The organism is Labrys sp. Lb11 (genome assembly GCF_057554225.1).
Genome location: NZ_BAAJOT010000007.1, coordinates 226,085 through 251,196 on the forward strand (window position 1 = coordinate 226,085; position 25,112 = coordinate 251,196).

Consider the following 25,112-nt stretch of genomic DNA (forward strand, 5'->3'; position numbering starts at 1 on the left):
AGACATGACCGACACCGACACAGCGGCCGCGCCGGCCGCGACCATCGCCGTCCTCGGCACCGGCATCATGGGCGCGCCAGTGGCGCGCAACCTCGCCAGGCGCGGCTTCGCCGTCCGCGCCTGGAACCGCACCCGCGCCAAGGCCGAGGCCCTGGCCGAAGCCGGCGTCGCGGTGGCCGACACGCCGGCGGACGCGGTCCGCGGCGCCGACATCGTCCTGACCGTGCTCAATGACGGCCCCCGCGTGCTGGAGGCGATGACGGCGGCGGGACCGGATCTGGCGCCCGGCACCGTCTGGGGCCAGGTCAGCACCGTCGGCGTCGCCGCTCTCGCCCCGCTCGCCGCCTTCGCCGAGCGGCACGGCCTCGTCTTCTACGACGCGCCGGTGCTCGGCAGCCGGCAGCCGGCCGAGCAGGCCCAGTTGCTCGTCCTCGCCTCCGGTCCGCCGGCGGAGCGCGGGCGCATCCAGCCGGTCTTCGACGCCATCGGCAAGCGTACGATCTGGCTCGCCGACACGGCCGGCGCCGGCAGCCGCCTCAAGCTGGCGCTCAACCACTGGATCTTCGCGCTGACCCACGGCGTCGCCGAGAGCATCGCCATCGCCAGGGGCCTGGGCGTCGACCCCAGGCATCTCGTCGATGCGATCACCGGCGGCCCGACCGACAATCTCTACTTCCAGGCCAAGTCCGCGGCGATCCTGGCCGGCGACTACACGCCCAGCTTCTCGGTGGAGAACGCCGCCAAGGATTCCCGGCTGATCGTCGAGGCGGCCGAGGACGCCGGCCTCGAGGTCGACGTGGCCGTCGCCGGCCTCAGGCGGTTCCGCCGGGCCATCGAGGCCGGGCACGGCGACATGGACATGGCCGCCACCTTCCTGGTCAGCACCCGGCCCGACAAGGCCTGAGGCGGACGCGCGGGCCGGCCGTCAGCGGCGGAAGAGCAACGGCAGGAACTCGATCAGCGAAGCCCGCCAGGACGCCATCTCGTGCCCGAGGCCGGGATAGTCGCGGTAGAGGTGGGAGATCGCGCGGGTCTCGAGCTCGGCCCTCAGCTCGGCGGCCTCGGCGCCCGTCACCGGGTCGTCGGCGCCGGTGGTCACCATGAACAGCCGCAGCAGGCGGTTGAGCTCGTCGGGCCGCCGCAGCGCCGCCGTGATGCCGTCATGGGGCACGCGCGTCGGCCCGACGCCGCTGAACGTGCCGAGCCAGGCGAAAGTGCCGGGGCGCCCCAGCCCCGACACCAGGGCCTGGTAGCCGCCTTGCGACAGGCCGGCGATCGCCCGGCCGTCGGCGTCGCCGCGCACCCGGAAGTGCTGCGTCACCGCCGGCAGGATATCCTCGGTCAGTTCGCGGTCCACGGCGATCGCGTTCGGCCCGAAGAACAGGCGCCGCCGGTCCTCCGGGGCGAAATCCTCCGGGATCAGGCCGGGCATGTCGGCTTCGGCGCCGGGCATCACCACGACCATCGGCACGATGCGCTCCTCCGCCAGGAGGTTGTCGAGAATCTGGGGAGCCCGCCCCTGCCTGACCCAGCTCTCCACGGTGTCGCCGAAGCCGTGATAGAGGAACAGCACCGGCAGGGGCGCGGCGGCCTCCTCGTAGCCCGGCGGCGTGTAGACCAGGATCGTCCGCTCCGATCCGAGCGCGGCCGAGTGCAATGCCAGGCTGCGCACCTGCCCGTGCGCCACCGCGCGCTCGTCCAGGATGCCGCCCGGCACCAGGATCAGGCTGGTCTCGACATGGCGCTGCGGCTTGACCAGCGCGCGGCCGGTGTCGATGCTGCGAAAGCCGTCGACGTCGAACCAGTACTCGTAGAGATCCGGCGCAACCGGGCCCACCGTGACTCCCCACGCCCCGTCCCCATCCCGCGCCATGGCCGTGAACCCGTCGCCCGAGCGGTTCGCCGCCGGGAAGAACACCGCAACCCGTCGTGCCGACGGCGCATGCAGGCGGAAATGGACGCGCCCTTCTCCATCCACCCAGGTATAGGCGCGGCTCGACGGCGGAAGGGGCGAGGAGGAAAAGGTTGGGGCCAAGGGCATCGTTCCGGTGATGTCGGAGCCTAAGCAGCTTCCGCCGGCTTCCGCCATGCTTGATTTGCATCTTGCGACCCGAGATCGACGCGGCCCGAACCGGCAGGCCCGGGCGGAGCCGGGGAACCGTCTCGCCGCCCGGCGAAGCTCCGCGGCCGAAGAGTGCCTCCTGATCTTCGCCACTCCACGGCATGGCGAGAATGGCCGAGGACGTCGAACGCCGGGTGCGGGTGCCTTCCCATCACCCGGGCCACGTCGTGAATACATGGCGGCTTGGCCGGACGTGCCGGGTCTCGGCGACTGCATCATCCAAATGAAGGAGGTGCATGGCGCCGCTCCGATCTATCATGGAACGCTACGTCAATACGGGGCGCAGCACGCGACGGGGCCACCGTCTGCCGTCTTGGCCGAGCCAAGGGCGGGACGCATCGGGAAATTTGCGCGACACGAGAAAGCCATGTCCGATCTCGCGAGGATCGAAGGACAGTGGCGAACTCCAATGGATAATGACTCTGACGGATCGGGGGGTTCGAATGGCCAATTCTCCAGATCATATCGTGGTCGTGTTTGAAGAAAACCACGGATACTCGGAAATAATCGGAAATCCTGACGCACCATACATCAATGCCCTGGCCCTTCAGGGTACGTCATTCACCAATTTTCACGCCATTGCCCACCCGAGTCAGCCGAATTACTTTGCCGTATTCACGGGCTCGACGCAAGGCGTCACGACGGACGGCACCTTCTTCTTTCCGACAGTGACAACGCTGGGAGGCGAGCTGGCACAAGCGGGGCGCAGCTTTCTCGGCTATGCCGAATTCGAACGGGATCGCGATCATGATCCCTGGGAGAGCTTTGGCGACTCGCAGAACATGGGGCGGGATTTCAGCCAGTTCCCGACCGATTTCAGCACGCTGCCGACCGTCTCCTTCGTCGTCCCCAATGTCGACAACGACATGCACAACGGCACCATTGCCCAGGGGGATCAATGGCTCAGCGCCAATATCAGCGCCTATGCAAATTGGGCGACGACCCATAACAGCATTCTGGTCCTCACCTTCGACGAAGACGGCGGCACGACCAGCAATCACATCACGACGGTCGTCTTCGGCGCGGGCGTCGGGGCGGGACAGAACAGCCAGCTCCTCGACCTCTACAGCCTGCTGCATACGATCGAAACCATGTACAACCTGCCGGCCCTGGGCTCGAGCGGCACCGCGCCGATCATGACCTTCGCGCCGGTGAGCGGCGCGCCGATGGCGATCACGACGGCCGCGGACGACGTGGGGCCTGTCATCGGGGACGTGGCGAGCGGCGGCGTGACCGACGACACCCGGCCGACGGTGCGCATCAGCCTGGCCGGGACCGATGCCGCGGACGGTTCCACCGTGCAGCTATACAACGGCGGCTCAGCACTCGGAAATCCGCTGACCCTGACGGCCGCCGACATCAGCAACGGTTTCGTCGATATCACCACGCCCGCGCTCAGCAACGGGGTGACCTATAGCCTGAGCGCGACGTTGACGAGCGCGGGAGGAACCACCGGCGGCTCCTCGATCTATGTGGTCACCATCGACACCGTGGCGAACGCGCCGACCAACCTCGATCTCGCGGCGGAAGACGACACCGGCGTGAGCCCGACCGACAACGTCACCTCGAAGAGCTCCGGGCTGACGATCAGCGGCAGCGCCGAGACCGGCGCGACCGTGACGCTATTCGACGACGCCAACGACAACGGCGTGCGCGACGGCGCCGAGGCGATCCTCGGCACCGCCGTCGCGGCCGGCGGCGCCTTCACCACGGACATCGCGCTCGCGGTGGGCCTGCACCATGTGCGCGCCGTCCAGACCGACCGTGCCGGCAATGTCAGCGCCGCCTCGGCGGCCTTGGACCTGACGATCGAGGCGGCGCCGACGCAGGTCGACGTGCGGGTGTCGGCCGGTTCGGACGACGCCGAGGAGCAGCGCTCGACCGGCCAGATGTATCTGGGCAGCAGCGACCTGGAGCTGACCAACGATGTCGACTATTGGGGCGTGCAGACGGTCGGCGTGCGCTTCGCCGGCCTCGACATCCCGCCCGGCGCGGTCATCACGGCGGCGTGGATCCAGTTCACCGCCCATGAGCGCCAATCCGACGCCACCACGCTGACCATCAAGGCGCAGGCCTCGCTCAACGCCGCGACCTTCACGTCGACGACCGGCAACGTCTCGAGCCGGCCGACCACGGCCAGCACGGTGACCTGGTCGCCGGACGCATGGACGGTGGTCGGAGAGAGCGGGCTGGTGGAAAGGACCGCCGACCTGTCGCAACTCGTGCAGGAAGTGGTGTCGCAGACCGGCTGGTCCGCCGGCAATGCGCTCGCCTTCATCATCGCAGGCGATGGCCACCGCACCGCGAATGCCTTCGAGTCGGGCGCGGCGACGGCGCCGCTGCTGCATATCGAGTACACGCTGCCCGGCGCCAGCGCTCCGACCAGCCTGGATCTGGCGGCGGCCGACGACACGGGCGTGAGCCAGATCGACAATGTGACGTCGCAGACGTCCGGCCTGACGATCAGCGGCATTGCGCAGACCGGCGCGACGGTGACGCTGTTCGACGACGCCAACAACAACGGCGTGCGCGACGGCGCCGAGGTGGTCCTCGGCACCGTCATCGCGGCCGGCGGCGCCTTCGCCACGGATATCGCCCTGGCGGAGGGCCTGCACCATGTCCGCGCCGTCCAGACCGATACGGGAGGCCATGTCAGCAGCGCCTCGACGGCGCTGGACATCACCATCGACACGACGCCGCCCGCGGCGCCGGCGGCCCTCGTCCTCGCCGCGGCCGACGACACGGGCGCCAGCCAGACCGACCACATCACCAGGACCACGACCGGGCTGACGATCAGCGGCAGCGCCGAGACCGGCGCGACGGTGACGCTGTTCGACGACGCCAACGACAACGGCGTGCGCGACGGCGCCGAGGCGACCCTCGGGACGGTTGTCGCGGCCGGCGGCGCCTTCACCACGGACATCACCCTGGCGGAGGGCCTGCACCATGTCCGCGCCGTCCAGACCGATACGGCCGGCAATGTCGGCACCGCCTCGGCGACGCTGGACATCACCATCGACACGACGCCCCCCGCGGCGCCGGCGGCCCTCGACCTCGCGGCGGAGGACGACACCGGCGCGAGCAACACCGACAACGTCACCGCGCAGACCTCCGGGCTGACGATCAGCGGCAGCGCCGAGACCGGCGCGACGGTGACGCTGTTCGACGACGCCAACGACAACGGCGTGCGCGACGGCGCCGAGGCGATCCTCGGGATGGTTGTCGCAGCCGGCGGCGCCTTCACCACCGACATCGCCCTGGCGGAGGGCCTGCACCATGTCCGCGCCTTCGCAACCGATCTCGCCGGCAATGTGGGCAGCGCCTCGGCGGCGCTGGATGTGACAATCGTCGCAAGTCCCGTGGCGGCGCCGACCAACCTCGATCTCGCCGCGGCCGACGACACGGGCGCGAGCCAGACCGACAATGTGACGTCGCAAACGTCCGGCTTGACGATCGGCGGCAGCGCGCAGACCGACGCGACGGTGACGCTGTTCGACGACGCCAACGACAACGGCGTGCGCGACGGCGCCGAGGCGGTCCTCGGGACGGTTGTCGCAGCCGGCGGCGCCTTCACCACGGACATCGCCCTGGCGGAGGGACTGCACCATGTCCGCGCCTTCCAGACCGATACGGCGGGCAATGTCAGCAGCGCCTCGACGGCGCTGGACATCACCATCGACACCGTGGCGAACGCGCCGACCAACCTCGATCTCGCGGCGGAAGACGACACCGGCGTGAGCCCGAGCGACAACGTCACCTCGAAGACCTCCGGGCTGACGATCAGCGGCAGCGCCGAGACCGGCGCGACCGTGACGCTGTTCGACGACGCCAACGACAACGGCGCGCGCGACGGCGCCGAGGCGATCCTCGGCACCGCCGTCGCGGCCGGCGGCGCCTTCACCACGGACATCGCGCTCGCGGTGGGCCTGCACCATGTGCGCGCCGTCCAGACCGACCGTGCCGGCAATGTCAGCGCCGCCTCGGCGGCGCTGGACCTGACGATCGAGGCGGCGCCGACGCAGGTCGACGTGCGGGTGTCGGCCGGTTCGGACGACGCCGAGGAGCAGCGCTCGACCGGCCAGATGTATCTGGGCAGCAGCGACCTGGAGCTGACCAACGATGTCGACTATTGGGGCGTGCAGACGGTCGGCGTGCGCTTCGCCGGCCTCGACATCCCGCCCGGCGCGGTCATCACGGCGGCGTGGATCCAGTTCACCGCCCATGAGCGCCAATCCGACGCCACCACGCTGACCATCAAGGCGCAGGCCTCGCTCAACGCCGCGACCTTCACGTCGACGACCGGCAACGTCTCGAGCCGGCCGACCACGGCCAGCACGGTGACCTGGTCGCCGGACGCATGGACGGTGGTCGGAGAGAGCGGGCTGGTGGAAAGGACCGCCGACCTGTCGCAACTCGTGCAGGAAGTGGTGTCGCAGACCGGCTGGTCCGCCGGCAATGCGCTCGCCTTCATCATCGCAGGCGATGGCCACCGCACCGCGAATGCCTTCGAGTCGGGCGCGGCGACGGCGCCGCTGCTGCATATCGAGTACACGCTGCCCGGCGCCAGCGCTCCGACCAGCCTGGATCTGGCGGCGGCCGACGACACGGGCGTGAGCCAGATCGACAATGTGACGTCGCAGACGTCCGGCCTGACGATCAGCGGCATTGCGCAGACCGGCGCGACGGTGACGCTGTTCGACGACGCCAACAACAACGGCGTGCGCGACGGCGCCGAGGTGGTCCTCGGCACCGTCATCGCGGCCGGCGGCGCCTTCGCCACGGATATCGCCCTGGCGGAGGGCCTGCACCATGTCCGTGCCGTCCAGACCGATACGGGAGGCCATGTCAGCAGCGCCTCGACGGCGCTGGACATCACCATCGACACGACGCCGCCCGCGGCGCCGGCGGCCCTCGTCCTCGCCGCGGCCGACGACACGGGCGTCAGCCAGACCGACCACATCACCAGGACCACGACCGGGCTGACGATCAGCGGCAGCGTCGAGACCGGCGCGACGGTGACGCTGTTCGACGACGCCAACGACAATGGCGTGCGCGACGGCGCCGAGGCGGTCCTCGGGACGGTTGTCGCGGCCGGCGGCGCCTTCACCACGGATATCGCCCTGGCGGAGGGCCTGCACCACGTCCGCGCCGTCCAGACCGATACGGCCGGCAATGTCGGCACCGCCTCGGCGGCGCTGGACATCACCATCGACACGACGCCGCCCGCGGCGCCGGCAGCCCTCGACCTCGCGGCGGAGGACGACACCGGCGCGAGCAACACCGACAACATCACCAGGGCTACGACCGGCCTGACGATCAGCGGCAGCGCCGAGACCGGCGCGACGGTGACGCTGTTCGACGACGCCAACGACAATGGCGTGCGCGACGGCGCCGAGGCGATCCTCGGGACGGTTGTCGCGGCCGGCGGCGCCTTCACCACGGACATCGCCCTGGCGGAGGGCCTGCACCACGTCCGCGCCGTCCAGACCGATACGGCCGGCAATGTCGGCACCGCCTCGGCGGCGGTGGACATCACCATCGACACGACGCCCCCCGCGGCGCCGGCGGCCCTCGACCTCGCGGCGGAGGACGACACCGGCGCGAGCAACACCGACAACGTCACCGCGCAGACCTCCGGGCTGACGATCAGCGGCAGCGCCGAGACCGGCGCGACGGTGACGCTGTTCGACGACGCCAACGACAACGGCGTGCGCGACGGCGCCGAGGCGGTCCTCGGGACGGTTATCGCAGCCGGCGGCGCCTTCACCACGGACATCGCCCTGGCGGAGGGCCTGCACCACGTCCGCGCCTTCGCAACCGATCTCGCCGGCAATGTCGGCACCGCCTCGGCGGCGCTGGACATCACCATCGACACGACGCCGCCCGCGGCGCCGGCAGCCCTCGACCTCGCGGCGGAGGACGACACCGGCGCGAGCAACACCGACAACATCACCAGGGCTACGACCGGCCTGACGATCAGCGGCAGCGCCGAGACCGGTGCGACGGTGACGCTGTTCGACGACGCCAACGACAACGGCGTGCGCGACGGCGCCGAGGCGATCCTCGGGACGGTTGTCGCGGCCGGCGGCGCCTTCACCACGGACATCGCCCTGGCAGAGGGCCTGCACCACGTCCGCGCCGTCCAGACCGATACGGCCGGCAATGTCGGCAGCGCCTCGGCGGCGGTGGACATCACCATCGACACGACGCCGCCCGCGGCGCCGGCAGCCCTCGACCTCGCGGCGGAGGACGACACCGGCGCGAGCAACACCGACAACATCACCAGGGCTACGACCGGCCTGACGATCAGCGGCAGCGCCGAGACCGGCGCGACGGTGACGCTGTTCGACGACGCCAACAACAACGGCGTGCGCGACGGCGCCGAGGTGGTCCTCGGCACCGTCGTCGCGGCCGCCGGCGCCTTCACCACGGACATCGCCCTGGCGGAGGGCCTGCACCATGTCCGCGCCGTCCAGACCGATACGGCCGGCAATGTCGGCACCGCCTCGGCGACGCTGGACATCACCATCGACACGCCGCCGCCCGCGGCGCCGGCGAGCCTCGATCTCGCCGCGGAAGATGACACCGGCGCGAGCAACACCGACAACGTCACCGCGCAGACCTCCGGGCTGACGATCAGTGGAGACGCGGAAAGCGGATCGACCATCACCCTCTTCGACGATGCCAACGACGACGGCGTGCGCGACGGCGCCGAGGCGATCCTCGGCACCGCCGTCGCGGCCGGCGGCGCCTTCACCACGGATATTGCCCTCGCAGAGGGCGTGCATCACGTCCGCGCCTTCGCAACGGATCTCGCCGGCAATGTCAGCGCCGCCTCGGCGGCACTGGATGTGACGATCATCGCAAGTCCTGTGGCGGCGCCGACCAATCTCGCCCTCGCCGCGGAGGATGATACGGGCGCGAGCCAGATCGACAACGTGACCGCACAAACCTCCGGGTTGACGATCAGCGGCGTCGCCGCGACCGGCGCGACTGTCACGCTGTTCGACGATACCAACAACAACGGCCTGCGCGATGGTTCCGAGGCCGTGCTCGGCACCGCCCTTGCGGTGAGCGACGCCTTCACGATCGACGTCGCCCTTGCAGCGGGGCTGCACCATGTCCGCGCCTTCCAGACCGACACGGCGGGCAATGTCAGCGGCACCTCGACGGCGCTGGACCTGACCATCGACACGACGGCCCCCGTGACGCCCGCGAGCCTCGACCTCGCCGCCGCCGACGACACGGGCGCGAGCCAGGTCGACAACATCACCGGGAACACGACCGCGCTGACGATCAGCGGCAGCGGGGAAACCGGCGCAACGATCACCTTGTTCGACGACGCCAACGACAACGGTCTGCGCGACGGCGCCGAGGCGATCCTCGGCATCGCCGTCGCGGCCGGCGGCGCCTTCGCCACGGACATCGCGCTCGGTGAGGGCCTGCATCACGTCCGCGCGTTCGAGATGGATCTCGCCGGCAATATCAGTGGCGTCTCAGCGGCCCTGGACATCACCGTCGACACGACGGCCCCCGCGGCTCCCGCGAGCCTCGACCTCGCCGCCGCCGACGACACGGGCGCGAGCCAGGTCGACAACATCACCGGGAACACGACCGCGCTGACGATCAGCAGCAGCGGGGAAACCGGCGCGACGGTGACGCTGTTCGACGACGCCAACGACAACGGCGTGCGCGACGGCGCCGAGGCGATCCTCGGCACCGCCGTCGCGGCCGGCGGCGCCTTCATCACGGATATCGCCCTCGCAGAGGGCGTGCATCACGTCCGTGCCTTCGCAACCGATCTCGCGGGCAATGCCAGCAACGCCTCCGCGGCGTTGGACATCACGGTCGACACGACGACTCCCGCAGCCCCCGTGAGCCTCGATCTCGCCGCGGCCGACGACACCGGCGCGAGCAACACCGACAACGTCACCAGGAACACGACCGGCCTGACGGTCAGCGGCGGGGCCGAGACCGGCGCGACGGTGACGCTGTTCGACGATGCCAACAACAACGGCGTGCGCAATGGTTCCGAGGCGATCCTCGGCACCGCCGTCGCGGCAGGTGGCGCCTTCACCATGGATATCGCGCTGGCGACGGGTCTGCACCATGTGCGCGCCTTCCAGACCGACCTTGCCGGCAATGTCAGCGCCGCCTCGGCGGCGCTGGACCTGACCATCGACACGACGGCGCCCACGACACCCGCGAGCCTCGATCTCGCCGCCGCCGACGATACGGGCTCAAGCCAGACCGACAACATCACCAGGACCACGACCGCGCTGACGATCAGCGGCAGCGGGGAAACCGGCGCGACGGTCACCTTGTTCGACGACGCCAACAACAACGGCGTGCGCGACGGCGCCGAGGCGATCCTCGGCGCCGCCGTCGCAGCCGGCGGCGCCTTCACCATGGACATCACCCTTGGTGAGGGCCTGCATCACGTCCGCGCCTTCGCAACCGATCTCGCGGGCAATACCGGCGGCAACTCGTCCGCGCTCAACATCACGGTCGATACGACGGCGCCGACGCCGGCCTTCGCCACGGAGTCGATCGACTCACGCAACAGGGTAACCCTGGCCGGGACATCGGAAGCGGCCAGCACCGTGACGATCCGCGACGGCACGACCTCGCTCGGCTCGACAACCGCGAACGGCAGCGGTGCCTTCAGCTTCACCACGGCTGCGCTGGCGAACACGGTCCACGTGTTCCAGGCGACCGCGACCGACGCAGCGGGAAACGCCGGAACGTCGGCGCTCGCCGTCATCGGATCCACCGGCAATGATACGCTGAGCGGCGGCTCGGGCAATGATCTCTATCTCGGACACGGCGGAACCGATACGTTCGCGTTCAACTCCGCCGCCTTCGGCAAGGACACGATCACCGATTTCCAGGCGGCCGGCACGGGCCACGACCTCATCCGGTTCGACCACACCGTCTTCGCCGATTTCAGCCAGGTGCAGAGCCATGCCGCTCAAGTCGGGTCCGACCTGATCATCACGCTCGACCCGAGCGATACGATCAAGCTGACCGGTGTCACATTGGCCAGCCTGACGGCCGGCGACTTCGTGTTCGTGTAGAGAATCGGAGCCGAGAGCCTGACCAAAGGTCGGCCGGTTGAGGGGCGCCCGAGCGAATCCGGTCGCCCCTCGGTCCGGCTCCGGGATTTCGCGCAGCCGGCTGTCGTCGAAGACCGGCACGGCATGGCCCCCCGGCGCAACATGGCGCTGATCGCGGCCGCGACGCCAGCTCCTCACGTTGCGTCCCTTGCGCCAGGGCATTGGGTCATCTACCGTGGCGACTCGGTAGTCATGCGTCCCAATCCATTAGGACAGATCAATGATACCTGATATCAATCAAGATATTGCGCCGAAGCTGTCTCGTCTTCTCGAAGTTCAGCTGTCAGTCACGCCTCAACAGGAAAAATTTCTTCGCCGGCGGTTTGAAAACCTGAGTGAATCCGAGATTGCCAGCCTGGAGTCCCTTGCGGGCCATGTCACAGCCTTGATCGATGGCGACGAGATCCGTCATGCGGAGGACTATGACTGGATCTGCAAGACGATGCTGGAGGAAGAATATCACTTCCGCAGAACCGGCAGCTACCGCGTATCGGCTTTCGATGAGGCCTATCGCGACGTGTACTCCCGCAAGGAGTACATGACCCATTACATGAATGGCCTTCTTCTGACACAGCTATGGTGGAGCAATCACGCCAACAGCATCATCTTTTACCGCGACAACTTCCTTCCCGGCAACAAGGAAGGCTACTCGCATCTCGAAATCGGCCCCGGCCACGGCCTGTTCCTCTACCTGGCGGCATCCGACCCCCGTGCCGGCTCGGTCCGCGGCTGGGAGATCTCGCAGGCTTCGCTCAACATCACCGCCGAGGCCCTTGGCCTGCTCGGCCTGACGCGCCTGCCCAAGCTGGAGCTGCAGAACTTCCTGGACGGCGCCACGGGCCAGTTCGACAGCGTGGTCCTGAGCGAGGTTCTCGAGCATATCGAGGATCCGCACAACGCCCTGAGGATGCTGCGCAAGCTGCTCACGCCGGACGGCCGGCTGTTCCTGCACGTGCCGATCAACAGCCCGGCGCCCGATCACCTGTTCAACCCGGAGACGACGGAGGCCATGGAACGGTTCGTCGTCGACGCCGGCTACAAGATCATCGAGAGCGCCTTCTTCCCGGCGACGAACCAGACGCTGGACGCCGCGCGCCGCAAGAAGCTGACGATCTCCAGCATCTTCATCGCGCAACGGGCCGACTGACGTCTCCGGGCCCCGGCGGCCGGAGCCAGCCTGGAAACGCGCGGGGGTGAGCGGGAGCCCGACCGAAGATCGGTCGGCTCCGAGATGGCGGCGCCTTCGAGAACCGGAGCGCAGCGGACTTGGGGTCCGCGAGCACCGGAAGCACGGAAGGCGCCGTCGGTTCGCCGTCGTGGCAAGGTTCCGGACGAGGTCTCAGGCCGCCGGCTCCAGCGCCCGCATCTCCCGCACCAGCGGCAGCATGACATCGAGCGCCGGCAGCGCCGCGGTGGCCACGACGCTGGCGGTCTGGTCCGTCACCATGCGTGGTAGCCGCCGGCTCAGGACCTGGAGGCCGCCCGCAGGCCGGTTGAGGCGTCGGCACAGGGCCTCGCCTGCGGCCTTGGCCATGGCATATTCGGTGAAATCGGGCGAATCCTCGTCGATGAACACGGTCGAAGGATAGAAGGCGCTCAGGGACCGCCCCTCGGCCGCCAGGTTCCGGCACAACTCGTGGAAGCCATCCACATAGAACGCGACGAATGTCCGGAACAGGCCTGGCTCGTACACCTGCTCCTTGCCCTGGTAGATTCGGCCCGTGGCGAAGTAATAGAGCTGGTTGATGTCCGGCTTGTCCTGAACCTGCGCCTCGAACGGGGCCGTCGCATCATAGCGCAGCGTGTCGCACTGGCCACCGAAGGCTTCGATCTCCGCCGCCAGTCGCAAAGCCTCGGCCTGACCGACGGCATAGGTCACGATCACGCGGCCGCCCCCCGCGGCGATGATCTTGGCCGTGACTTCGCCCAGCCCACGCGATCCGCCGATGATCAGGGCTCGTACGCCGGCGAACTCCCCTGGACTGACCCGCTCGGCCACCGAGGCGAGGCCCGGCTGCGGTACCGGCGGATGCCGCGAGAACGCCTCGACCTCCCCGGCGAGCCCGCCGCCGGCCACCTCCATCCGCACCAGGCGGAACCGCTCGTCGACCGACGTCACCCGGTACGACACCGGCCCACCCCGATCGACGAACGCCACCCGGGCCACGCCGAAGATCGAATGCAGGCCGGGACAATCCATCCCGACCAGGCGCGACAAGGCCGCCAGCGCCTGCACCCGCGCCCCGCCCAGGGCCCCGGCGGCGGCCGGGAAGGCGGCGGCGATCTCGGCCTGCCGCACCGCATGATCGAGGACGCCGCCGAGGCCGGCAAGTTCGCCGAGCGCCAGTTCGCGCGGGGCCGAGGCCGCCGCGATGCGCGCGGGTTCCGCGGCTGCGACCGCGGGCGGCGGCGCCGAGCCGAGCGGGACGCGCACCGTCGCGACGGTCGCCGATCGCGCCACGATCCGGATCTGCGCCTCGGCCTCGGTGCGACGAGCCAGGACGCAGGTGACGGCGTCGCCCACATAGACCGGCTTGGCGAAGCGCACCTGCACGCCGCTCGCCGCCGCCAGCACGGGCTGCCGCGCTTCCAGCGCATCGAGCGCCCACAGCAGGGTGTGGATGCCGTGGACGACCGGCGCCCCCATCTGGGTGCGGCGGGCGGCCACCGGATCCATGTGCATCGGGTTGATGTCGCCGGACAGGCGCGCGAAGCGAGCCTGGTCGTCGGGAGAAAAAATCCGGCTTGCGAACGGGTCCATGCGTCATCCGCCCTCAATTGCCCACTGGGGAAACCTCGTCCTCGTCGACCGTCCGCACCAGCTTCGCCCTCTCCGCCGCAGCCTTGGGGAAGAAGTCGCGCCTGATCCAGTGCGGCATGTACAGATAGCTGACACGGCCGATGAGCGTGTCATGGTCCCCGGATTCGAGCACGAGCACCGGCGTGTCGCCGCGGCTGGCGTCATCTTGCGCCAGCCCGAACACGACACCGTGCTTCCGGACCGGGAAGAGTTGGTCGGCAGAGAGTTTCACGGAGGAACCGCTCACGCCCTTGATGACGGTGTCCGTCGTCGCCTCATAGTAGGAGATTTCCCGGGAACCATAGAAATACAACTTCAGATATTGTCTCAGGGACAGAATGCGACCGTTCTTGAAGATGTTCGTCCGCTGATACTCGCTGTCCCGAAAGCGGAGCCCGAGGGCCCGGCTGGTCCCGGGCAGGATCGGATCCTTGTAGCCGGGCTGCACCTCCTCGGTACGCCAGTAGAACGAGGGGTCGATCCGGATGCCGGTCTGCTCGGCGATCTGGCGGATGATCTCGTGATAGAGGGCGCCGGCCGGATGCATCGTCGTCAGGAACAGCCGGGCATGGCGGTAGTTCTGCTCGATGAACGGCGCGATCTTCACCTGGACCTCGCCGAACTCCTCCGTCCGCGTCGCTACCGCCGTCGAGTTCTCCGCATTGGCCAGGACATTGGCCGGCACGTGCTCCTCGACGATGAAGTCCTCGAAGTCCTCGAACCGCTCGTACTCCGCCGCGACCTTGAACAGCGCTGGATAGTGCCATGTCGACGCGGCGCCGAAGCCGCCCTTGGCTATGCCGGGGAAATATCCCCGCCACTCCGGCAGAGGGAAGCTGATCGTCCTTACGCCGATACCCCTGCAGACTTCGACGAGCTTCTCCGTGTTCCAGCGCGGCCGGGTAAACAGCGGATTGTAGATGACGAAATCATAATTCTTGAGGATTTCGTATGGAAAATCCTTGTCGCTCTGGATCAGCTTGTAGTTGTTGATGAGTTCCGTTTCAATTGGCGGCCCGTACTGGATCAGGACGCGGCGGACCGCGCCGATCTGGCAGGCGCCATAGAACAAGATCTTGACCATCCCCCCTCCGACACTTCGCACGTCCCGAGCCTGCAGACCGTTTGAAAGCCCCGGGGCGGCCGATCCGGCGGGCTGCTCGCGCCCTGGCCGTCATCGATCCTGCCGCCCGCATCGGTGGCCGTCGCCTCGCGCCATGGTGCGCGCCCCGCTCGCCGGCTCCCCGGCGCGGGATTGCCGGACGGACGGCTAGGCGGATGCGCCCTGCTTGTCCTGGATCATCTTCACGAGTTCGCCGACATCGCGGACCGCCTCGACCTCGGACGTCTTGAACTTGACGCCGAAGCGCTTTTCAGCAGCCAGCACGATATTGATGTGATTGAAGGAATCCCAGTCCTCGATGTCCTTGGCGGTCGTGCTCGGCGCGAGGCGAATGTCGTCGTCCCCGAACACGTCGATGAAAATCTCGTTGAGCTGGGCATAGACTTCGGCATCAGTCATGGCTGGCGTCTCCCTGGATGGCCATGTGGACTTGGTGGGGAACGAACGCCTCCAGGCCCAGCTCCGATCGCTGGCCGCCGGCCGGATCTTCCCCCACCACGGAAAAGCCGAGCCGGACATAGTGATCCCTGACCATGGCGTTCTTCGCCGTCGGACGATATTCGCCGACGAGCCGGGTGGCGCCGGCCCGCCGGGCCTCCTCGACCAGCACGTTCAGCATTGCCTCCTCGACCTTGCGGCCGAGGACGCGGCAGCTCATGAGCCAGGTGTCGATGACGCATTCGCCGGGGCGCTGCGGGTCCAGCATGCCGATGGCGACGGCGATCATCCCGTTGTCGCCGAAGCGGTCGGCGAGGCGGAACTGCAGGCCGAAGCAGCGGGGATCGCGCATGATCGCCACGACCTCGTCCTCGGTGTAGCGGCGCGTGGTCAGATTGAACTGGTTGGTCTTGTTGATGAGCTGGACGATGCGCTGCAGCCCGACCGGATCGAACCGGCGCCAGGCGAGCCGCATGTCGAGGGCTCGCAGATAGGCCTCCATGTCCGTCGCCTGTTCCTTCAGCGACTCGCGGGCCAGGTTGGAGCGGTACTGCCCCGTCCGCTCCCGATCCTCCTCGGTGACGGCGAGGGCCTCGAAATAGCCGGCATCGGCCAGGCAGCCCGGGACCAGCCCCGGATCCTCGGGAACCTCCGGAACCCGGACCATCGGCAACTCCTGGCGCACCAGGTTGCGCTCGAACGGGTTGTCGTCGACGAAGACGAGGGACTCCAGGCCGATGTTGAGCTGCCGGGCGATGGCGCGCAGGTTCGTCGCCTTGTCGGTCCAGTTCGCCACGAAGGCCGAGATGTCCTCGCGCCGCAGCACCATTTCCGGGTGGCGCTCGAAGGCCGCAAGCGCGTTCGCCTCGTCGTTCTTCGAGCAGACCGCCAGGATGACGCCGCGCCGCGCCAGTTCCCTGGCATAGGCCTGGACCTCGGCAAAGGCCTCGCCGAGAGCGCTGCCCTGGCCGAGCACGATGCCTTCCAGGCCGTCATCGCCGATCACGCCGCCCCAGATCGTGTTGTCGAGATCGAGGACCAGGCACTTGGCCGACAGGCCGGCGCGGGCGGCAAGGAGCCTGGCGAGCAGCTCGCCATACATGGGCGCCGCCGACGGACTGACTTCCTGCTTGGCGCGATGCCAGAAGACCGGGTCGTGCCAGGCGCCGAGGCCGTCCCGGGCGACCCGGGCGTCGATGGCGAGAATGCTGACACCGGCCGCGTCGGCCCGCCGGCGGATCCCGCCGTTGACCGCGTCGACCAGCGTGGCGCCGGCCCCCGGCAGCCGATGCTCGTTGCTGCCGAGCAGCGGGTTGAACACCGGCAGGAGAGTCTGCTGGTAGACGGGACAGGCGAAGGCCTCCTTCGCCAGGCGCCAGCAGTCGCCGAGGCGGCCGAGCGCCTCCTCGACCACGGCCGATGCCTGGTCGTCCTGGAGCGCCGCATTCGCCGCGCCGAGGAGGTGGCGCGAGTCGAGCGCCAGCAGGACGGCGTTGGGCCGGAAGGCGTGCAGGTTCGAGCTTCGGTCCGCCAGTTCCTGCAGGTACTGGCCGTAATCGGCCTCATAGAGCCCGGCCCACAGCCCCCGGCGCAGGGCCGCCACGCGGATGGAGGGCAGGAGATGCGTCGCCGTCGAGGAGCTCAGGATCGCCAGCGACACGGTGTTGGCGGCGGCGGACGCCGGCGGCCCTCCGGGAAACCGGCGCCGCAGGACGGCATCGAGCCGGTTGACGGTGAGGAAGTCCAGATTGGAGTTCGACAGCCGGCGCAGTTCCAGCCAAGCCTCGTCGTCCGCCAACTCGGCGGCGCGCTTCAGGTCTTCTCGCCACCCAGGGATGCTAGGGAGCCATGGCTGATCGAAAGGGACCATCGGTTCATGCAAATCCTTCGGAGGGCACCGATGCGACGGCGAATCGAACTCGCCCCCGCAGGCGATCCGGATCGAGTCCGGACCGAAGATTATCAACTCGAAAGGCCAATCAATACTTTAGGAAAAACCTTGAACAGAACGGGAAATAACCCACAATGCGATATTCGATCGTGGAATACCCCCCGTACTCCCGTCCGTACATCCTAGACACGCCGCAACGGAACGTCAAGGCACGGGCCGGTGGTGGCGAACATGCCGCGTCGCGGGCCGGTCCGGAGCTCTCCATGCCGCCCTGCCGTCAGCCGTCGACATGGCGGCGCAGGCCGGCGACCAGGGCGTCGAAGACGGCGCGGCAGCGCGGCGTCGAACGCAGATCCTCGTGCATCGCCACCGCGGCCGGCAGCGCCGGGGCGAAGGCTTCCGGCAGCACCCGCACCAGGTCAGGCTCGCGCCGCGCCAATGCGACCTGGCAGATGCCGATGCCGAACCCGGCCCGGATCGCCGCCATCTGGGCAATGTCGCTGTCGGTGCGCAGGGCGAAATGCACCGCCTCGAAGCCGGGCATGCGCCGGCGCATGCTGCGGATCGCCGGGGTCTCGCGGTCGAAGCCGACCAGGCTGTGCCCCGCCAGCGCTGCCAGGTTCGGCGGCACGCCGCAGCGGTCGAGATAGCGCCGATGGGCGTGCAGGCCGAGGGTGACCGTGCCGACCCGCTGCACCAGCAGCGCCTCCTGTGCCGGCTCGGTCATGCGCACGGCGATGTCGGCGTCGCGGCGCAGCAGGTTGTCGACGGCGTTGGAAAGCATGAGCTCGATCTCCAGCGCCGGGTGCCGCTCGCGCAGCTCCGCCAGGATCGGCGGCAGCACTTCGGCGCCGACGATTTCGCTGGCGCTGACCCGCACCGTGCCGCCGACGGCGTGGCCCTGGCCGGAGGCGGTACGCAGCAGCGCCGAGGCCGCCGCCGCCAGCGCCTCGGCATGGGGCTGCAAGGCCAGCGCCGCCTCCGTCGCGACAAGGCCGCGCTGCGAGCGCAGGAACAGCTCGAACCCGATCCTTTCCTCCAGCGCGTCGATATGGCGGCCGACGGTGGGCTGGGTGAGGCCGAGCGCCCGCGCCGCGCCCAGCAGCGATCCCTCCCGCAGCACGGCGAGGAAGCTTCGGTAGAGGTCCCAGCTCGGATCCGGCCTGTTCATCGATTTCAGTATAGCAACCCCAGGAATTTCGACAATTTCGTTTAGCCGGGCCGGCGGGCATGCTCGCGTCATCCTCACTCGCCCAACGGAGCCTCCCATGACAGCCCTGCGCATCGCCCTGGTCCTCGGCGCCACCGGCGGCATCGGCGGCGAAGTCGCCCGCCGCCTCGCATCCCGCGGCTGGACCGTCCGCGCCCTCCACCGCAATCCCGCCGGTCTCGCCGCCGGCCATGCCGGCGCCGGGCTCGCCTGGCTCCGGGGCGACGCCCTGTCGGCGCGCGACGTCGCCGCGGCGGCCGAGGGCGCCGCCGTCATCGTGCATGCGGTCAACCCGCCGGGCTACCGCAACTGGGGCGAGCTGGTGCTGCCGATGCTCGACAACACCATCGCCGCCGCCAGGGCCGGCGGCGCCCGCATCCTGCTGCCCGGCACGGTCTACAATTACGGGCCGGACGCTCTGCCCGACCTCGACGAGGCGTCGCCGCAGAACCCGGCCACCCGTAAGGGCCTTATCCGCGCCGAGATGGAGCGGCGCCTGCGGGCTGCCTCAAACGAAGGCGCCAGGGCGCTGATCGTGCGTGCCGGAGATTTCTTCGGCCCCAGGGCCGGCAACAGCTGGTTCTCGCAGGGCCTCGTCAGGCCGGGACGGCCGGTGGCGGCGGTCAGCGATCCCGGCCGCCCCGGCATCGGCCACCAATGGGCCTATCTGCCGGACGTGGCCGAAACCATGGTGCAATTGCTGGAGCGCGAGGACAGGCTCGCCGCCTTCGCCGCCTTCCACATCGACGGCCACTGGGACGCCGACGGCACCGGCATGATCGCCGCCATCCGGCGCGTGGTCGGCGATCCCGCCCTGAAGCGGCGGACCTTCCCCTGGCCGCTGGTGCGGCTCGCCGCGCCGGTCGTGCCGCTGTTCCGCGAACTCGCGGAGATGCGCTACCTCTGGCAGCAACCGGTGCGCCTGAGCAATGCCCGCCTCCTGGCCGAGCTCGGCACCGAGCCGCACACGCCGCTCGACGAAGCCGTGCGCGCCACCCTGACCGGTCTCGGCTGCCTGCCCGGCGCCCTCCCCGCCGCGAACGGAGGCACGGCGCACGCGGCCTGAGGCTGCGCGGACGGCGACATGAGCAGGCGCTCAGGCCACCGGCCACCGCCTACTTCGCGTTGCCGGAGACCGGATCGATGTTGATCTCGACCTTCGCCTTGTCGGACGTGAAGTAGGTGACCGTGTAGTAGCCGCTCCCGGACCATTCGACATCGCCGACATAGAGGAACTTGTCGCGTCCCTCGACTTTCGCAACGAGCTGCGAGAGCTTCATGGCGTTGCCGGGAGGCGCGGCCGTCGACGTGCTCTGCGCGAAGGCGCCTGCTCCGCTGATCGCGAGGGCGGCGAGTGCCAGGAGGATCGGTCTCATCCTTGGTCTCCAGGAACGTTTCGACGAACGTTTCGACCATCATCCAATCGCCGGCATGGCCGTAGAGTTCCCACGGCCGGCCGCGGGCGGGGATCCCGCCAGTTTCATCGAATGATCACATCCGCAACAGGAGATGGCCGGATTTCGGCACTAGGGTTTCTGAACACGCATTCCCGGCAGGCCGATCGGCCGCCGTAGGGCGGGAGGGCGCTCGCAGCCGGCTCCGCGCATCGGAGGGATTGCCATGGCCGAAGGCGCAATCCGCAACTTCTCCATCAATTTCGGTCCGCAGCATCCGGCGGCGCACGGCGTGCTGCGGCTCATCCTCGAGCTCGACGGCGAGGTGGTCGAGCGGACCGACGCGCATATCGGCCTGCTGCATCGCGGCACCGAGAAGCTGATCGAGGCCAGGACCTACCTGCAAGCCATCCCCTATTTCGATCGGCTCGACTATGTCGCGCCGATGAACCAGGAGCACGCCTACTGCCTGGCGATCGAGCGGCTGCTCGGGCTGGAGGTGCCCAGGCGCGGCCAGCTGATCCGCGTGCTCTATTGCGAGATCGGCCGCCTGCTGTCGCACCTGCTCAACGTCACGACGCAGGCGATGGACGTCGGCGCCCTCACCCCGCCGCTGTGGGGCTTCGAGGAGCGCGAGAAGCTGATGATCTTCTACGAGCGCGCCTCGGGCAGCCGCATGCATGCGGCCTATTTCCGCCCGGGCGGCGTACACCAGGACCTGCCGCCCGAGCTGATCGACGACATCGAGGCGTTCTGCGATCCTTTCCTCAAGGTCTGCGACGACCTGGAGGGCCTGCTCACCGACAACCGCATCTTCAAGCAGCGCAATGTCGACATCGGCGTGGTGTCGCTGGACGATGCCTGGGCCTGGGGTTTTTCGGGCGTGATGGTGCGCGGCTCGGGCGCGGCCTGGGACCTGCGCAAGGCCCAGCCCTACGAGTGCTATGCCGAGCTCGACTTCGACATCCCGATCGGCAGGAACGGCGACTGCTACGACCGCTATCACATCCGCATGGAGGAGATGCGCCAGTCGGTGCGGATCATGAAGCAGTGCGTGGCCCTGCTGCGCACCACCGCCGGGCCTGTCTCCAACACCGACAACAAGGTGGTGCCGCCCAAGCGCGGCGAGATGAAGCGCTCGATGGAAGCGCTGATCCACCATTTCAAGCTCTACACCGAGGGCTATCACGTGCCGGCGGGCGAGGTCTATGCCGCCGTCGAGGCGCCGAAGGGCGAGTTCGGCGTCTATCTCGTTTCCGACGGCACCAACCGGCCCTATCGCTGCAAGATCCGCGCGCCCTCCTTCGCCCATCTCCAGGCGATCGATGTCCTCTCCCGCAAGCACATGCTCGCCGACATCTCCGCCATCATCGGCTCGCTCGACATCGTCTTCGGGGAGATCGATCGATGAGGCCGCATCGCCCCCCGCGCCCCGGGAGGCACGCGGCCGGCCGCGGCCGCACGGGCGGCGAGCTGCATCCCGCCGCGGTGCGGCTGATCGTCGTCCTGGCAGTCTGGTTCCTGGCTTCGATCTGGCTCTTCTTCGGCGGTCCGCCGGAGACGGACGATCTCCTCGCCGTCGTCACCGGCTTCGTCTGCGTGGCCACCGGCCTGACGCTCCTGGCCCGATCGGCAGGCCGCCGCTTCGGGGAAGACGAGGGGCCGCCGGCCAAGAGCACCATCTTCGGCGACCGGCTGCATGGCGACTTCGAGAGCGCGACCGGCCGGGACCGGAGCGCGACCACACTCGTCGAAATCCTGATTCCCCTGGCCGCCGTCGCGTTCGGCGCCACCGCCATCGGCCTCGCCTTCCTCGTCGCGTCGTCCAGCTAGGCGGTGCGCGGCGTCCCGGCCCGGCGCTCCAGCATCTTGGCATAGCGCGTCAGCGGGAAGCACAGCACGAAATAGATCAGGGCGACGAAGCCGTAGACCGTGAACGGCTCGAAGGTGGCGTTGTTGATGGCGTTGGCGGTGCGCAGCAATTCCTCGAAGCCGATGATCGAGGTCAGCGCCGTGCTCTTGACCAGCTGGACCAGGAAGCCGACCGTCGGGGCGCGGGTGATGGCGAAGGCCTGGGGCAGCACGATCAGGCGCAGCTGCAGCATCAGATGCAGGCCGAGGCTCGCCCCCGCATCCCACTGTCCCCTGGGGAGCGCCTCGACGCCGCTGCGCCAGATCTCGGCGAGATAGGCGCTGGCGCACAGCGTCAGGCCGATCACCGCCGCCGACCACGGCTCGATGCGGATGCCGAGCATCGGCAGGCCGAAGAACACCAGGAAGAGCTGCAGCAGGAGCGGCGTGCCCTGGAACAGGGCGATGTAGTATTCCGCCGCCTTGCTCAGCCAGCGGCGCTTGTCGATGCGCGCCAGCAGCACGGCGAGCCCGACCACCCCGCCGCAGACGAAGGCGACGGCCGAGAGCAGCGCCGTCCACCGGGCGGCGAGCAGCAGGTTGCGGACGATGTCCCACAGGGTGAAGTCCATCAGGCGGCTCCCCCGAGATAGCGGCGGCCGCCGGCGACCATCAGCCGCCGGAGCACGATGCTGAGGCCGAGATAGATCAGCGTCACCACCAGATAGGTCTCGAAGGCCCGGAAGGTGCGGGCCTGCAGCACGTCGGCCTCGTAGGTCAGCTCGCGCACGGCGATCTGCGACACCGCCGCCGACTCCAGCATCATGATCACCACCTGGCTGGTCAGGGCCGGGAAGATCACCTTGAGCGCCTGCGGCAGCACGATCTTCACGAACACCTGGCGCGGCCGCAACCCCAGGGCCTGCCCGGCCTCGCGCTGGCCCGCGGGCACGGCGTCGAGGCCGGCGCCGACGATCTCCGTGCCGTAGGCGGCCAGGTTGACGGTCATCGCCAGGATGGCGGAGACGACCGGGTCGAGCCTGAGGCCGAGGCTGGGCAGCCCGAAGAAGATGAAGAACAGCTGCACCAGGAACGGCGTGTTGCGGATCAGCTCGACATAGGCGTCGACCGCATGGCGGACGGCGGCGTTGCGGCTGCGCCTGCCGGCGGCGCCGATGACGCTCAGCACCGTCCCGAGGGCCGCGGACACGACGATCAGCAGGATCGTCATGGCCGCGCCGCGCCCGATCAACCGGACGGCGTCACCGAGCCAACTGAAGTCGAGGCCGTGGCCCACGGGCTCAGTCCTTCAGATCCTTGGGGTCGAGCGGCTTCTTCAGCCAGGTCTCGGAGATCTTGTTCAGCGTGCCGTCGGCCAGCATTTTGCCGATGGCCTCGTCGAGCGCCTGCTTCAGGCGGGGCTCGTCCTTGTTGAGGCCGATATGGTCCGGCGAGGTCAGGAGCTGGAACTTCTGCTCGGGCTTGAGCTCGGTCTGGCGGGCCAGCACCTGCGAGCCGACGTCGTTGCCCACCACCATCAGCTGGGTCTGGCCGGACAGGAAGGCCTGGATCACCGAATTGTAGTTGTCGAAGCGCCGGATGTCGGCGGAGGCCGGCGCCACCTTGGTCAGCGAGGTGTCCTCCAGCGTGCCGCGGTTGACGGCGATGGTCTTGTCGGCGAGATCGTCCTGGCCCGTCACCTTGAGCGCGGCCGGACCGATCACCGCGATGTAGTAGGGCGCATAGGCGGCGGTGAAGTCGATCACCTTCTCGCGCTCGGCGCTGTAGCCGACGCTGAGCAGCAGGTCGACGCGATGCTCGGTGAGATAGGGGATGCGGTTCTGGCCGGTGACCGGCACGAGGTTGAGCTTGACCTTGAGGCTGTCGGCCAGGACCTGCGCCACGTCGATGTCGTAGCCCTTCAGGCTCATGTCGGCGCTGACCGAGGAGAAGGGCGGGAAGTCGCCGAACACGCCGACATTGAGCACGCCGGCCTTGGCGATGTCGTCGAGGGCGTCGGCGCGCGCCGCCTCCAGGCCGGAGCCGAGGCCGGCCAGCATGGCGAGGGCGGCGATGGAAGAGCGGATGATCGAGGATGGCTTCACGGCTGTTCTCCCGTTGCAGGCAGTCTTGCGGTCGTCGGCGCCGTTTCGGAGCCCCCGCCCTCTCGCGCGCGCCCGACCTTGCTTGGGCGCGAGTCCTAGTGCGCGCGGGGCCGGCGGGAGAAGCGTGGTAATCGTCGCGAGGGTATCAGGATTCCTTATACCGCCGCGTCGCGCCATCGCCGGCCTCTCAGCTCCGGCCGAATTCGCTGTGGCGGACGATGAAGTCCGCCAGGTAGCGCGCCTCCTCCGGCGCGCTGCCGCGGGCATAGAGCCCGATGTCGATGCGCACCGGGGCCGGCAGGTCGGCCGCGCGGTCGAGCACGCGGCAGTCCTCGGGGATGGTGGCGGCGATCATCGGGCCGATGCCGATGCCCACCCGCACCGCCGTGACCATGGCCACCAGCGTCGAGGCCTCGCAGACCAGGTTCCATCGCACATTGCGGCCCGACAGCGCCGCGACCGCCGGCGCCCGCCACGGGCATGATTCCTCGAACATGATGATCGGCAGCGGCGCATCGGTGTTGACGGCGATGTCGGAGCGCGCCGCCCAGAGCAGTTGCTCGCTCCACACCAGCATCGGCTTGCGGTTGAGCCGGCTGGCGTCGCAGACCACGACGTCGAGCTTGTCGTTCTCGAACATGGCGGCGAGGCGCCGGTTCGCCTCGACGATGATGTCGATGTCGACCTTGGGGTTCTGGTCGCGGAAGGCCTTGAGGATGTCGATCAGCCGCGTCGCAGCGAAATCCTCCACCACGCCGAGCCGGACGCGCCCCTCGATATGCCTGCCGTTGAGGCGCTTGCCGATCTCCTGGCTCAGCGTCAGGATCTCGCGGGCATAGGGCACCAGCAGCACGCCGTTGGCGGTCAGGTCCAGCCCCTTGGTCGAACGCTCGAACAGGTCCGAGCCGATCAGGCCTTCGAGCTTGCGGATCTGCATGCTCACCGCCGCCTGGGTGCGGTTGAGCGAGGCCGCCGCGCCGTTCACCGTGCCGATCTCGGCGACGCTGAGGAAGGCACGCAGCAGATGAGGATCGAGATCGGCCATTGGCCGATGTTACAGCA

Annotated in this window: 17 protein-coding genes; 6 read left to right on the forward strand and 11 right to left on the reverse strand. The window is 68.9% G+C overall.

The window, feature by feature from the left end:
• Positions 1 to 4 precede the first annotated feature (4 nt).
• Positions 5 to 904, forward strand: coding sequence for an NAD(P)-dependent oxidoreductase (locus tag AC27L4_RS26095; protein WP_487145459.1), 900 nt, complete (start codon positions 5 to 7; stop codon positions 902 to 904).
• A gap of 21 nt (positions 905 to 925) precedes the next feature.
• Here AC27L4_RS26095 and AC27L4_RS26100 read toward each other — a convergent pair whose 3' ends face one another.
• A complete protein-coding gene (locus tag AC27L4_RS26100; RefSeq protein WP_487145461.1) occupies positions 926 to 2,035 on the reverse strand; it encodes an alpha/beta hydrolase-fold protein in 1,110 nt (369 codons plus the stop codon).
• 530 nt (positions 2,036 to 2,565) lie between these two features.
• Here AC27L4_RS26100 and AC27L4_RS26105 point away from each other — a divergent pair.
• Both AC27L4_RS26105 and AC27L4_RS26110 read left to right on the forward strand, forming a co-directional pair.
• Positions 2,566 to 11,199 carry an Ig-like domain-containing protein gene (locus tag AC27L4_RS26105; RefSeq protein ID WP_487145462.1) on the forward strand — a complete coding sequence of 2,878 codons (8,634 nt, stop codon included), beginning with the start codon at positions 2,566 to 2,568 and terminating at the stop codon, positions 11,197 to 11,199.
• A 259-nt stretch (positions 11,200 to 11,458) separates the two neighbouring features.
• Positions 11,459 to 12,385, forward strand: a complete 927-nt coding sequence (locus AC27L4_RS26110; RefSeq protein ID WP_487145464.1) for a class I SAM-dependent methyltransferase — start codon at positions 11,459 to 11,461, stop codon at positions 12,383 to 12,385.
• Between the two features lie 192 nt (positions 12,386 to 12,577).
• Here AC27L4_RS26110 and AC27L4_RS26115 read toward each other — a convergent pair whose 3' ends face one another.
• The 5 genes from AC27L4_RS26115 to AC27L4_RS26135 form a co-directional block, all read right to left on the reverse strand.
• A complete protein-coding gene (locus AC27L4_RS26115; protein ID WP_487145465.1) occupies positions 12,578 to 13,999 on the reverse strand; it encodes a MaoC/PaaZ C-terminal domain-containing protein in 1,422 nt (473 codons plus the stop codon).
• A 13-nt stretch (positions 14,000 to 14,012) separates the two neighbouring features.
• On the reverse strand, positions 14,013 to 15,110 hold the full coding sequence (locus AC27L4_RS26120; RefSeq protein WP_487145466.1) for a WcbI family polysaccharide biosynthesis putative acetyltransferase: 1,098 nt from the start codon (positions 15,108 to 15,110) through the stop codon (positions 14,013 to 14,015).
• Between the two features lie 198 nt (positions 15,111 to 15,308).
• Complete coding sequence (locus AC27L4_RS26125) at positions 15,309 to 15,560, reverse strand: acyl carrier protein (protein ID WP_487145468.1); 252 nt, start codon at positions 15,558 to 15,560, stop codon at positions 15,309 to 15,311.
• Positions 15,553 to 17,397 (reverse strand): HAD-IIIC family phosphatase, encoded by a 1,845-nt coding sequence (locus AC27L4_RS26130; RefSeq protein WP_487145469.1) that lies wholly within the window; start codon positions 17,395 to 17,397, stop codon positions 15,553 to 15,555. The genes AC27L4_RS26125 and AC27L4_RS26130 overlap by 8 nt, the downstream gene beginning before the upstream one ends.
• A gap of 370 nt (positions 17,398 to 17,767) precedes the next feature.
• Entirely contained in the window at positions 17,768 to 18,661 is an 894-nt protein-coding gene (locus AC27L4_RS26135) for a LysR family transcriptional regulator (protein ID WP_487145470.1), read from the reverse strand.
• A gap of 97 nt (positions 18,662 to 18,758) precedes the next feature.
• On the opposite strand from AC27L4_RS26135, the gene AC27L4_RS26140 reads away from it, so the two are divergent.
• The gene (locus AC27L4_RS26140; RefSeq protein ID WP_487145472.1) at positions 18,759 to 19,766 is read left to right on the forward strand and encodes an NAD(P)H-binding protein; all 1,008 of its coding nucleotides are present in this window, start codon (positions 18,759 to 18,761) and stop codon (positions 19,764 to 19,766) included.
• A 49-nt stretch (positions 19,767 to 19,815) separates the two neighbouring features.
• Here AC27L4_RS26140 and AC27L4_RS26145 read toward each other — a convergent pair whose 3' ends face one another.
• Positions 19,816 to 20,076: a PepSY domain-containing protein gene (locus tag AC27L4_RS26145; protein WP_487145473.1), complete on the reverse strand. Its 261-nt coding sequence runs from the start codon at positions 20,074 to 20,076 to the stop codon at positions 19,816 to 19,818.
• A 244-nt stretch (positions 20,077 to 20,320) separates the two neighbouring features.
• On the opposite strand from AC27L4_RS26145, the gene AC27L4_RS26150 reads away from it, so the two are divergent.
• Positions 20,321 to 21,505 (forward strand): NADH-quinone oxidoreductase subunit D, encoded by a 1,185-nt coding sequence (locus AC27L4_RS26150; protein WP_487145474.1) that lies wholly within the window; start codon positions 20,321 to 20,323, stop codon positions 21,503 to 21,505.
• On the forward strand, positions 21,502 to 21,927 hold the full coding sequence (locus AC27L4_RS26155) for a hypothetical protein (RefSeq protein WP_487145475.1): 426 nt from the start codon (positions 21,502 to 21,504) through the stop codon (positions 21,925 to 21,927). Before AC27L4_RS26150 ends, AC27L4_RS26155 begins: the two co-directional genes overlap by 4 nt.
• Here the strand turns inward: AC27L4_RS26155 and AC27L4_RS26160 are convergent.
• The 4 genes from AC27L4_RS26160 to AC27L4_RS26175 all read right to left on the reverse strand — a co-directional run bounded on the left by AC27L4_RS26160 (position 21,924) and on the right by AC27L4_RS26175 (position 25,095).
• Entirely contained in the window at positions 21,924 to 22,580 is a 657-nt protein-coding gene (locus AC27L4_RS26160) for an amino acid ABC transporter permease (RefSeq protein ID WP_487145674.1), read from the reverse strand. The two genes, AC27L4_RS26155 and AC27L4_RS26160, sit on opposite strands and share 4 nt — an antisense overlap.
• Positions 22,577 to 23,242, reverse strand: coding sequence for an amino acid ABC transporter permease (locus tag AC27L4_RS26165; RefSeq protein ID WP_487145476.1), 666 nt, complete (start codon positions 23,240 to 23,242; stop codon positions 22,577 to 22,579). The genes AC27L4_RS26160 and AC27L4_RS26165 overlap by 4 nt, the downstream gene beginning before the upstream one ends.
• Before the next feature lie 4 nt (positions 23,243 to 23,246).
• Entirely contained in the window at positions 23,247 to 24,005 is a 759-nt protein-coding gene (locus AC27L4_RS26170) for a transporter substrate-binding domain-containing protein (RefSeq protein WP_487145675.1), read from the reverse strand.
• Between the two features lie 232 nt (positions 24,006 to 24,237).
• Complete coding sequence (locus AC27L4_RS26175) at positions 24,238 to 25,095, reverse strand: LysR substrate-binding domain-containing protein (RefSeq protein ID WP_487145477.1); 858 nt, start codon at positions 25,093 to 25,095, stop codon at positions 24,238 to 24,240.
• Between the last annotated feature and the right edge of the window lie 17 nt (positions 25,096 to 25,112).